Consider the following 10,752-nt stretch of genomic DNA (forward strand, 5'->3'; position numbering starts at 1 on the left):
GATGTTCGGCAGCGTCACGTAGCGCGGCTCGTTCAGGCGCAGGTCGGTGGTGACCACGGCCGGCAATGTGAGCGACAGCGTTTCGGCGCCGCCGTCCACTTCGCGCGACACCGTTGCCTTGCCGTCAGCCACGACAAGCTTCGAGGCAAACGTCGCTTGCGGCAGATTCGCCAAAGCAGCGAGCATCTGGCCGGTCTGGTTCGAATCGTCGTCGATGGCCTGCTTGCCGAGAATGATCAACGAAGGCTGTTCCTTGTCGACCAGCGCCTTGAGCAGCTTGGCGACCGCCAGCGGCTGCAGTTCCTCGGTCGACTCGATCAGGATCGCGCGATCCGCACCGATCGCCAGCGCCGTGCGCAGCGTTTCCTGCGCCTGGGTCACACCGGCCGACACGGCGATCACTTCCGTCGCCACACCGGCTTCCTTCAGGCGCACCGCTTCTTCCACCGCGATTTCATCGAACGGATTCATCGACATCTTCACGTTCGCGATGTCGACGCCCGTGCCGTCAGACTTGACCCGGACTTTCACGTTGTAATCGACCACTCGTTTGACCGGCACCAGAATCTTCAACACGCTCTCCCCAAATGAAACGCCTGCATCGACAGCAAGCGCGAACCGCTTCACTGTGACAGAGACCACCGGTGCAGGGAATTCGGTTTTTTCGAACGTGTGCTTCGCGCCCGGTTAAGATTGCCGTTTGTCTTGCGAGCGCCCATCGGCGCTTCATCACTGGCTTTCATCATGCATTTCGATTTCGTGGATTTGCGTTTGCTCCTGAATATCGCCGACACGCAGAACCTCGCGCGCGCGGCGGAGCGCTCGCATCTGTCGGCGCCGGCTGCCAGCAACCGGGTCAAGAATCTCGAGGAACAACTGGGTGTCAAGCTGCTGTATCGAACCAGCCAGGGCGTGACGCTGACGCCCGCAGGCGAAGCGTTCGTGCATCATGCGCGGCTCGTGCTCGAACGTGTCGAGCATCTGGCGGGCGACATGCAGGAGTACGGCGAAGGCATCAAAGGCCACGTGCGCATCTGGGCCAACACGACTGCGATCAGCGAGTTCATGCCTGCCGTGCTGAGTCATTTTCTGCGCGATCATCCGGACGTCAACATCGATCTGCGCGAAGTGCTGAGCGGCGAAATCGTCAAAGGCGTCGCGGATAGCGCGACGGATATCGGCATCGTCGCGGGCAACGTGCATGCGGAACATCTGGAGATGCTGCCGTATCGCGACGATCGCCTGGTTCTCGTCACATCATGCGATCACGCGCTGGCGAAGCAGGCATCGGTCGATTTCTCGCAGGTGCTCGGCGCGAACTTCGTGAGCCTGCCCACGTCGAGCGCGATCCATGCGTTCATCACGAGCGCCGCCGATGCGCTCGGCGCGCGTCTGAAACTGCGCATCCAGGTCGGCAACTTCGAAGCCGCGTGCCGGATGATCGAAGCGGGCGTGGGCATCGGCGTCGTGCCGGAGTCGGTCGCTCTGCGGCACAGGAAGACGATGCAGATCGCGATCGTCGGCTTGAACGATCCTTGGGCCGAACGCAAGCTCAAGATCTGCGTGCGCAGCCTCAAGGACTTGCCGCCGTTCGCGCGGGCGCTCGTCGACAGGCTGATGGCGGCGGTGTGAAAGACGCTTTGAAGACCGTTCGGAGGCGGCCGACGACGCCGCTGCTGGAAGAGTGAGTTGCGCAGAAGCGGGTGGAATGCGCAGTGGCGCCGGCCTACCCTGAAAGCTCTCTTTCGATTCACCGGCCGGCCGTCGACCTGACTGTGCGTTCGGTCTTCGAGACTCGTGCTGACCGGCTACGGGCGTAGCCATCAGGAGCCTTCGAAACAGTGGTTCCTGCTCGCGGCACGCCGCATCGAGAACGCCGAGGCGCGCGCGATGGCTTACGACGTCGGTTACGTGTACTACCTGTCGAAGCGTACGCAGTTGTACGGGTATGCGTCGATGATCACGAACACTAGCCATTCGACCCAGGGCTTCGGCCTGCTCGACGCGTACTACGGGACGGTGACACCGGGATTCGATCCGTGGTGGGTGACCGCGGGGTTGCGCACGTCGTTCTGGGCGGGAGCACTGCCAGTCCGGAATTTGGGTCTCATTTCACCGCGACTGTCAGCCGAACGAATTCCGGCCAGCTTCGGCAACTGGCGGCGCGCTTGCCCGGCCACAGAGCGACGCCGCGCCGATATCGGCCGGCTTATCAAAGTTTCCTTATGGAAACGCCCCGCGCCACGTCAACTAGCGTTTGCCTCCCAGCGACATGTTTCTTGCAGCCATAAAAACCCGCGTGTATAGTTTCCGAACTTACTCTTGTTTCGCATCGGAAATTAAAGGGGTTTTCATGGACGCTTCCACTATCCTCGCCGATCTCGGCATCGCGCACGCGGCGCAAGCCGGCGACCTCGCGGTTCATTCGCCGATCACCGGCGAGCTCATTGGCCGCGTGGCCGTCAACACGGTGGCGGAAGTCGACACTGCCCTTGCCCGCGCGAAAGACGCGTACACCGCTTGGCGCAACGTGCCGGCGCCGCGCCGCGGCGAACTGTTGCGGCTGCTCGGCAACCGTCTGCGCGAGAAAAAACAGGCGCTCGGCAGCATCATCACGCTCGAAACCGGCAAGATCCTCCAGGAAGGCATGGGCGAAGTGCAGGAAATGATCGACATCTGCGATTTCGCGGTCGGTCTGTCGCGCCAGCTGTACGGCCTGACGATCGCCTCAGAGCGTCCCGGCCACCGGATGGCGGAGACGTGGCACCCCATGGGCACCTGCGTCGTGATCTCGGCGTTCAATTTCCCGGCGGCGGTGTGGTCGTGGAATGCGGCACTCGCGCTGGTCTGCGGCAACGCGGTGATCTGGAAGCCATCGGAAAAGACGCCGCTCACCGCGCTCGCCGTCGACCAGATTCTCAACGAGGCGCTGCAAGAGTTCGGCGACGCGCCGGCGGGCCTAACGGCGCTGATCAACGGCGGGCGCGACGTGGGCGCGAAGCTGGTGGCCGATCCGCGCGCATCGATCGTCAGCGCGACGGGCAGCACGGAAATGGGCCGCGCGGTCGGCGCGGAAGTGGCGAAGCGCTTCGGCCGCTCGCTGCTCGAACTCGGCGGCAACAACGCGGGCATCGTCGCGCAAACCGCCGACCATGAACTTGCGATGCGCGGCATCCTGTTCTCGGCGGTGGGCACGGCGGGGCAGCGCTGCACGTCGCTGCGGCGTCTGTTCGTGCACGAGAGCGTGTATGACAAGACCATCGAACGTCTGAAGCAGCTGTACAGCAAGGTGCCGATCGGCAACCCGCTCGAAAAGGGCACGCTGATGGGGCCGCTGATCGACAAGCAATCCTATGCGCGCATGCAGGAAGCGTTGCAGCAGGCCACGGCCGAAGGCGGCAAGGTGTTCGGCGGCGAGCGTGTCGACGTGAAGGGTTATGAAGGCGGTTACTACGTGCGTCCGGCGATCGTCGAAATGCCGTCGCAAACCTCCGTCGTGCTGAAGGAAACCTTCGCGCCGATTCTCTACGTGCTGCGCTATACCGATTTCGCCGACGCAGTCGAAGCGAACAACGCTGCGGTTCATGGTCTGTCGTCGTGCGTGTTCACGACCGACCTGCGCGAAGCGGAGCGTTTCCTGTCCGATTCGGGCAGCGACTGCGGTATTGCCAACGTCAACATCGGGCCGAGCGGCGCGGAAATCGGCGGCGCGTTTGGTGGCGAGAAGGAAACCGGCGGTGGTCGCGAGTCGGGCTCGGACGCGTGGAAGGCTTACATGCGCCGCGCGACCAATACGGTCAACTACTCGTCGGCATTGCCGCTCGCGCAGGGCATCGACTTCAATATCGGCTGAGCGCGCCAGCAACGCGTTTATGCGCGGCGGCCGTCGCCGCCGCGCGCATTAATGCTCTTCAGCAATCCGTTTGCGCCGCCCGGCGTTTTCAGAGCGGCCACGCTACTCGTGGAGTAAGACGTGAGTTCCAAAGTCGTGATCGTCGGCGGTGGGGTGATCGGCAGCTCGATTGCGTATTTCTTGCGGCTGTCCGATCCGACAGTCGGTGTCACGGTAATCGAGCGCGATCCGACTTATGCGCGTTCGTCGTCGGCGTTGTCGGCGGCGTCGATCCGTCAGCAATTCTCCACGCCGCTGTCCATTCAGATGTCGCTGTTCGGTATCGAGTTCTTGCGCTCGATCGGCGAGCGGCTCGAAGTCGACGGCACGCGTCCGTCGATCGATCTGCATGAAGGCGGCTATCTGTTTCTCGCGACGGCGGCGGGCGAATCCACGCTGCGCGAGAATCACGCGCTGCAAAAGCGTCTTGGCGCGGACATCAGTTTGCTCGATGCGAGTGGATTGAAGTCGCGCTTTCCCTGGCTCAATACCGATGATCTCGTCGCCGGTGCATACGGCGAAAGCGGCGAGGGCTGGTTCGACGGCTACGGTCTCGTGCAGGCGCTGCGCAAGAAGGCCCTGGCGCTCGGCGCGCGCTACGTCGCCGCCGACGTCACTGCCGTGCAGCGCGACGGCAAACGCGTCACGCAGGTGCGGGCCGCGAACGGAGAAACCTATGCGTGCGACGTGGTCGTGAACGCCGCCGGCGCCTGGTCGCGACGGGTCGCGCAGATGGTCGGCATCGACCTGCCGGTCTATGCGCGGCGCCGTAGTATTTTCAACGTGAGCTCGCCGGCACGGCTCGAACGCTGTCCGTTGCTGATCGACCCGAGCGGTGTGTACTTCCGGCCTGAAGGCAACGCGTACATTTGCGGCACGTCGCCCGCTGCGGACCGCGACCCCGACGATCTGCCGCTCGACGAAGTCGATCACGCACTGTTCGACGACGTGATCTGGCCGACGCTCGCGCATCGTGTGCCGCAGTTCGAAGCGCTGCGCGTGCAGAACTGCTGGTCCGGTTACTACGAATACAACGTGCTCGATCAGAATGCGATCATCGGTTATCACCCTGACGTCGACAACTGCATTTTCGCCAACGGTTTCAGCGGACACGGCCTGCAGCAAGGTCCAGCGACGGGACGCGGCATCAGCGAACTGATTCTGCACGGTCGCTATACGACACTCGACCTCGCTTCGCTCAGCTTCGCACGTGTGCTCGACAACCGGCCGATCGTGGAGAAGAACGTGGTGTAGCCGCGCGTCCGGTTGATGCGGAAAATGCAATACGTAGTGCGTAGATATCGTTTGCCGCGCACCCGGACGATGACCACAATCGACGCCGGTCTTCCCCTCGACAGATAAATCGACCCAGAGCGGCCCGTCATCATGTTTACGTTCAATCCCGCATTCGAAGCACCGACCGGCTCGCCAATTCGCGAGCTGTTCAAGTATCTCGCGCAGCCCGGCATGATCTCGTTCGCGGGCGGTTATCCGGCCAGCGATCTGTTCGATCGTGAAGGGCTCGACGCTGCCGCTGCGCGCGCGTCGCAACAGTCCACGCTGTGTCTGCAGTACGGTCCGACTGATGGCCTCGCGGTCCTCAAGGAACAGCTTGCGCAGCTGATGGCGCGCCGCGGCACGCCATGCGCGCCGCAGGATCTGCTCGTGACGACCGGTTCGCAGCAGGGCTTCGATCTGCTGCTGCGCGTGATGGTCGCGCCTGGCGACGTGGTGCTGGTCGAACAGCCCGCCTATCCGGCGACCTTGCAGGCGCTGAAACTGCAACAGGCGGACGTCGTGACGGTGCCCGTCGATGGGCACGGGCTCGATGTCGACGCGCTCGCCGCGCTGCTCGAAGCCGGCACGCTGCGCGCTACACCTAAGCTGCTGTACACGGTACCGACGTTCGCCAATCCTACCGGCGCAACCTTGTCGCTCGAACGGCGCATAGCGTTGTTGAAGCTGGCGGCGCGTCACCGCTTTCTGATCGTCGAGGACGACCCGTACGGCGACTTGCGCTTCAGCGCGGAGGCGTTGCCGTCGCTCCTCGCGTTGAGCGAGCGGGTGCCGGCATCGCACGATTGGGTGGTGCATTTTTCGAGTCTGTCGAAGATCGTCGCGCCGGGCTTGCGGGTCGGCTGGATGGTCGCGCATGCGGAAATTCTGCGTCGCTGCGTGGTCGCCAAGCAGACCGTCGATCTGTGCAGTTCGTCGTGGACTCAGGCGATTGCCGCGGAGTATCTCGCGAGCGGCGCGCTGGAGCGCCATTTGCCGCGCATCGTCGACGCGTATGCGGTGAAGTGCCGCGCGCTGTGTGATGCGCTCGATGCGCAATTGCCGCAGGACATCGCGTTTCATCGCCCGGCCGGCGGTATGTTCGTATGGGCGCGATTGAAGGCGGGAGGAAATGCGGCCGATTATTTGCGTGTTTGTATCGAGCAGAACGTGATGTTCGTGCCGGGCGTCGCTTTCTATAAAGACAATGTCGATGTGGCGGCACTGCGTCTGTCATTCGCCGCGCCAGGCGTGGAGGATATCGAAACGGGTGTGCAGAGAATGAGGCTTGCCCTCGAACGTTTCGTCGAGGCGCGATAGAGCGATTAACAGGCGTCGAAGAGTGTTTTTATTTCGCCTGACAAGCAGGCGTGCCGTGCGAGTTCGTTTGGCCGTTCACACACGGCTGAGACGGAGCAACCGGACCACGGCTCGCCGCTTGTGAAAGCGCCTTTGACGGCGCCGCAATGAACAAGGCTCGCGCGGTATGCGCGAAGCCTGCGACTCATTGAGAGCGCGCGCATGAAAATCAATGCGCTCAATGAGTTGCCTGATTCATGGGCATGTTGTCCACAGGCTTGTGCCCAGTTTCTGTGGACAACAAACCTTGCGCAGCGACAGTCGCGCGCATGCCAGGTCATTCTCATAAATTCGAGTCTGATTCCCGCTCTTCCACCACATCCCGCGTCGTCGACCAATAAGGCGACCGGTTGTAGTGCGCGTGTACGGACGTACCCCACTGCATATCCGCCATCGAAGGCCAGTTGTCCTTGTCAAAACTGGGCGCGGTTCTGATTCGCTCGGCGGATGCGTCGAGCAGGAAGCATTTGTCGTCCGTGTCGAGCGTGAGGGCGCTCCACGGAATGGCGTGCAGCGAGTCGCCTATACCGAGAAAGCCCCCGCTGGACAGCACCGCATACGCGATCCGTCCGCCACGCACGTCGAGCATGATGGCGGAGATCTTGCCGACATGTTCGCCATCGGATGACATCACCTTGTTGCCGTCGAGCGTGGATGCGGCCATTACATCCGGTCCGGGACCGTCGCCCATACCCACTCCGACGATGTTTGCGCCTTGCTCGCCGGTGGCTGCCGGCCCTTGGGGATCGAGCGTAGTCATGGTCTGCTCCTCGTGAAAAAGCATGCACAGGGACGCGCAACGACTATGCCCAGTCGGGAAGGTGGACTGGGTGGAAAGCGGTGCACGGTCGGAGTGGCTGTGGCCCGCTGGCTCGGGCTGTGAAGCAGGTGCGTGTCATTCGGCGGGTGACGCCGGGGCGCGCAAATTGGTCACTGCGCACACGTCTGGCGGGTGAAAGTTACGCGCCGGCTTGCGCTTACCGCGCCTTACAGATGCTCAAGGTGCGGCCAATCGGCGTCGATAGATCTTGTGACCGGCGGTGCGTCGAATCCCGGCGCGTCATGCGCGACGCCATCACCCAGCAGGTTTGATTCGCAGCGGCCAATGGCACAGCACATGTCTTGAGCGTAACGAATGGAGATAGCCATGCAAATCGACAGCGCATTGTCGTCGACCCGACTGGGAGCGGATCGCGCGGCGGCGAACAGCCTGCCCGCGGCAAACGACGCCACTGCCGCGCAGACCGCGACATCGACGAGATCCGCGCAGGACGACGCCGTCCATATCTCCGCCGAAGGCGCAGCCGCGGCGGATCAGGATGGAAACACGGCGCAGGAAGAGGTGGGAAGCGATTCCACGACGACAGACAGCGCGCCGGCAGCGGGCGCTTCGGCAGTGCAGTCGTTTGCGTACGGCACGCTCGGACTCGAACGGCCGGACCAGCCTCACGACGACAGCAATGCGTTCTACACGGCTGGGCGCTGGCTGGCAGCGGGCATCACCGTGGGCGGGATCGTTTCGCTGCTGGTTTGAGGAGGGAGGGGCGCTTGCCGTGCGGGAGGCACGGCAAGCGCGATCGCTAATTTAGCGGTCGAGGAACGACTTCAGTCGATCGGCGCGGCTCGGATGCATCAGCTTGCGCATGGCCTTGCTTTCGATCTGACGAATGCGCTCGCGCGTCACGTCGAACTGCTTGCCGACTTCTTCGAGCGTGTGGTCCGACTTCGTGTTGATGCCGTAGCGCATACGCAGCACCTTCGCTTCGCGCGGCGACAGCGAGTCGAGCGCATCGTCGATGGCGGCGCGCAAGTCGGCTTGCATCGCCGCATCGGCTGGCGAGGACGCGGCCGAGTCTTCGATCATGTCGCCGAGCGTGGCGTCGCCGTCGTCGCCGACCGGCGTTTCCATCGACACCGGCTGCTTGGCGATCTTCAGAATGCCGCGCACCTTCTCTTCCGACAGTTCCATGCGTTCCGCGAGCACCGACGGATGTGCTTCCATACCCGTCTGCTGCAGGATTTCGCGTGAAATGCGGTTGAGCTTGTTGATCGTTTCGATCATGTGCACCGGCACGCGAATCGTGCGGGCCTGGTCGGCGAGCGAACGCGTCACGGCCTGGCGGACCCACCACGTTGCATACGTCGAAAACTTCCAGCCGCGCCGGTATTCGAACTTGTCCACGGCTTTCATCAAGCCGATGTTGCCTTCCTGGATCAGATCGAGGAACAGCATGCCGCGGTTCACGTACTTCTTCGCGATCGAGATCACGAGACGCAGATTCGCCTCGATCATCTCGCTCTTGGCCTTGCGCATCTTCGATTCGGCCGCGACCATCTTGCGGTTGACCTCTTTCAGATGCTTCAGCGGCAGCGAAACGGTCGCTTCGATTTCGATCAGTTTCTGCTGTTCGGACTGAATTGCCGGGAGATGACGCTCCAGCGCCGCGCCGTACGAGGTGTTGCCACGCGCTGCGCGTTCCGTCCAACCGAGGTCGGCTTCGTGGCCGCCAAACGACTCGATGAACTTCTCGCGCGGCATGCCGCTCTTCGTGACGACGATTTGCAGAATGTTGCGCTCGATCGCGCGCACTTGCGCGACCTGGTGCTGGACGTCGCCGCACAGGCGGTCGATCGTGCGTGCGGTGAAGCGGATCTTGGCGAGGTGCTGCTGGATCTCTTCACGCGCGCGCAGATACGCTTTCGACGTGACATCGCCGCGCGTGTGCGACGCGTTCATCTGATCGGACAGCATGCCGACCTGGGCGAAGATTTCGAGGCAGTCGCTCGTGAGCTGCTTCAGGCGCGCTTCGTCCGCCGCCGACGAGTCGGCTGGGCCGACGTCGTCGTCGCTATCGCTGTCGCCGTCTTCGTCGGCGTCCGTGTCGGCATCGGCTGGCGTGTCGGCGCTCGCCTCATCTTCCGCCGCGACCGTGTCTTCATTGAGCCCGTCGACCAGTTCGTCGATGCGCAGTTCGCCGTCGGCGACCTGCTGGGCGCTCGCCAGAATCGCTGAGATCGCGAGCGGGCAGGCGGCAATGGCTTGCACCATTTCATGGAGGCCGTCTTCGATGCGCTTGGCAATGGCGATTTCGCCGGCCCGCGTCAGCAGTTCGGTCGCGCCCATTTCACGCATATACATACGCACCGGGTCGGTCGTTCGACCGAATTCGGAGTCGACGGTCGACAACGCGACTTCGGTTTCCTCGTCCGCCTGATCGTCCGACACTACGGCGGGGGCGTTCGAGTTGAGCAGCAGGGTTTCCGCGTCGGGGGCTTGTTCGTAGACCTGCACGCCCATGTCGCCGAACGCGCTGACGATGCTGTCGATTGCCGCGGTTTGTGCGAAGTTGTCGGGCAGATGGTCGTTGATCTGCGCGTGGGTCAGGTAACCTTGCTCCTTCCCCAGCTGGATCAGCGCGCGCATCTGGCGCTGACGTTCCTCGGCTTGTTGCGGCGGCAATTCGGCCGCAACGGGGATCGCTTTGCCGGCGCCCTTGCCCTTGGATGTGCGACCGGAGGGCGTTTTGCCGCTGTAGCCGGCGTTTTCGTGTTGCGAATCTTCGCGATCAAAAGGGTTCACGTATTCTCCTCTAGAGGCTTCGCTATGAGACGCAAGACGCGACCGTCAGGCGTTTCGAGCATGGCTCAACATCACCTGAGTGACTCAACGCGGTTGTTTGGGTGTGCTCTTGGGGAGCAAAAAAGATGAGCCCGCTTGAAGCGGGCCGATAGAAATATGCGAAATTCGCGCGGCTCGCATTATATACGAGCTTGCGCCTTCGCGCTCATGGGGGCACACCAATTAATCGTGCAAGTTGTCGCGCAGGCGCTTGCGGCCTGCCCGGGAGCGCGTAGCGGCATGCTTTGAGCGACGCGACGACGTCTGCTTGGAGGTTGCACGTTGCCTTCTGCATATATAGGAACCGTTTGTCCTCCTGCGACAAGATCAGTTCCGTCGCTCTCGCCCTATATAGCGGGCGTGCATGCTCTGGTGTTGTGCCACGCGTGTCTTCAAAGAAAATTCCCAGAAGGGGCTTGACGCCATGGCGGCCGTTCTCCATAATCTCGTTTCTCCGCTGCTGATGCAGCGACGCAGAACGACGCAGTGCCGGGTAGTTGAAGTGGGCGCTGTGCGTGAGCGGATCGATCTTTAAAAATTAACAGCCGATAAGTGTGGGCGCTTGATGCGTGACGCGACGGTGGATTCTGCGGAATCTGCCGTAAAA

General features: G+C 62.6%; 9 protein-coding genes. 6 read left to right on the forward strand and 3 right to left on the reverse strand.

Translation table 11 applies throughout. The features are described from left to right. Positions 1-573: electron transfer flavoprotein subunit beta/FixA family protein (locus HV770_RS37695; RefSeq protein WP_175166487.1), on the reverse strand; the 573-nt coding region annotated here is incomplete at its 3' end. A 171-nt stretch (positions 574-744) separates the two neighbouring features. Here HV770_RS37695 and HV770_RS37700 point away from each other — a divergent pair. The 5 genes from HV770_RS37700 to HV770_RS37720 all read left to right on the forward strand — a co-directional run bounded on the left by HV770_RS37700 (position 745) and on the right by HV770_RS37720 (position 6,487). Further along, positions 745-1,632 carry a LysR family transcriptional regulator gene (locus HV770_RS37700; RefSeq protein ID WP_175166479.1) on the forward strand — a complete coding sequence of 296 codons (888 nt, stop codon included), beginning with the start codon at positions 745-747 and terminating at the stop codon, positions 1,630-1,632. A gap of 165 nt (positions 1,633-1,797) precedes the next feature. After that, positions 1,798-2,307, forward strand: coding sequence for a hypothetical protein (locus HV770_RS37705; protein ID WP_175166480.1), 510 nt, complete (start codon positions 1,798-1,800; stop codon positions 2,305-2,307). Between the two features lie 46 nt (positions 2,308-2,353). Continuing rightward, positions 2,354-3,853 carry an L-piperidine-6-carboxylate dehydrogenase gene (amaB, locus tag HV770_RS37710; RefSeq protein WP_175166481.1) on the forward strand — a complete coding sequence of 500 codons (1,500 nt, stop codon included), beginning with the start codon at positions 2,354-2,356 and terminating at the stop codon, positions 3,851-3,853. Between the two features lie 120 nt (positions 3,854-3,973). Then, entirely contained in the window at positions 3,974-5,146 is a 1,173-nt protein-coding gene (locus HV770_RS37715; RefSeq protein WP_175166482.1) for an NAD(P)/FAD-dependent oxidoreductase, read from the forward strand. Positions 5,147-5,278: 132 nt separating this feature from the next. Next, on the forward strand, positions 5,279-6,487 hold the full coding sequence (locus HV770_RS37720; RefSeq protein WP_175166483.1) for an aminotransferase-like domain-containing protein: 1,209 nt from the start codon (positions 5,279-5,281) through the stop codon (positions 6,485-6,487). Between the two features lie 322 nt (positions 6,488-6,809). On the opposite strand, the gene HV770_RS37725 is transcribed toward HV770_RS37720, so the two are convergent. Continuing rightward, on the reverse strand, positions 6,810-7,286 hold the full coding sequence (locus HV770_RS37725) for a PRC-barrel domain-containing protein (RefSeq protein ID WP_175166484.1): 477 nt from the start codon (positions 7,284-7,286) through the stop codon (positions 6,810-6,812). 387 nt (positions 7,287-7,673) lie between these two features. Between HV770_RS37725 and HV770_RS37730 the strand changes: the two genes are divergently transcribed. Then, positions 7,674-8,060 carry a hypothetical protein gene (locus HV770_RS37730; protein ID WP_175166485.1) on the forward strand — a complete coding sequence of 129 codons (387 nt, stop codon included), beginning with the start codon at positions 7,674-7,676 and terminating at the stop codon, positions 8,058-8,060. 51 nt (positions 8,061-8,111) lie between these two features. Here HV770_RS37730 and rpoD read toward each other — a convergent pair whose 3' ends face one another. Then, positions 8,112-10,106, reverse strand: a complete 1,995-nt coding sequence (gene rpoD, locus HV770_RS37735) for an RNA polymerase sigma factor RpoD (protein WP_175166486.1) — start codon at positions 10,104-10,106, stop codon at positions 8,112-8,114. Positions 10,107-10,752 lie beyond the last annotated feature (646 nt).

This window comes from Paraburkholderia fynbosensis, assembly GCF_902859935.1.
GTDB classification, from domain to species: Bacteria; Pseudomonadota; Gammaproteobacteria; order Burkholderiales; family Burkholderiaceae; genus Paraburkholderia; species Paraburkholderia fynbosensis.

What these genes read in the sequence shown, in the direction of transcription:
- HV770_RS37700 (WP_175166479.1), top strand. Translation starts at nt 745, where the DNA reads ATGCATTTCGATTTCGTGGATTTGCGTTTGCTCCTGAATATCGCCGAC.
- amaB (WP_175166481.1), top strand. Translation starts at nt 2,354, where the DNA reads ATGGACGCTTCCACTATCCTCGCCGATCTCGGCATCGCGCACGCGGCG.
- HV770_RS37720 (WP_175166483.1), top strand. Translation starts at nt 5,279, where the DNA reads ATGTTTACGTTCAATCCCGCATTCGAAGCACCGACCGGCTCGCCAATT.
- HV770_RS37725 (WP_175166484.1), bottom strand. Translation starts at nt 7,286, where the DNA reads ATGACTACGCTCGATCCCCAAGGGCCGGCAGCCACCGGCGAGCAAGGC.
- HV770_RS37730 (WP_175166485.1), top strand. Translation starts at nt 7,674, where the DNA reads ATGCAAATCGACAGCGCATTGTCGTCGACCCGACTGGGAGCGGATCGC.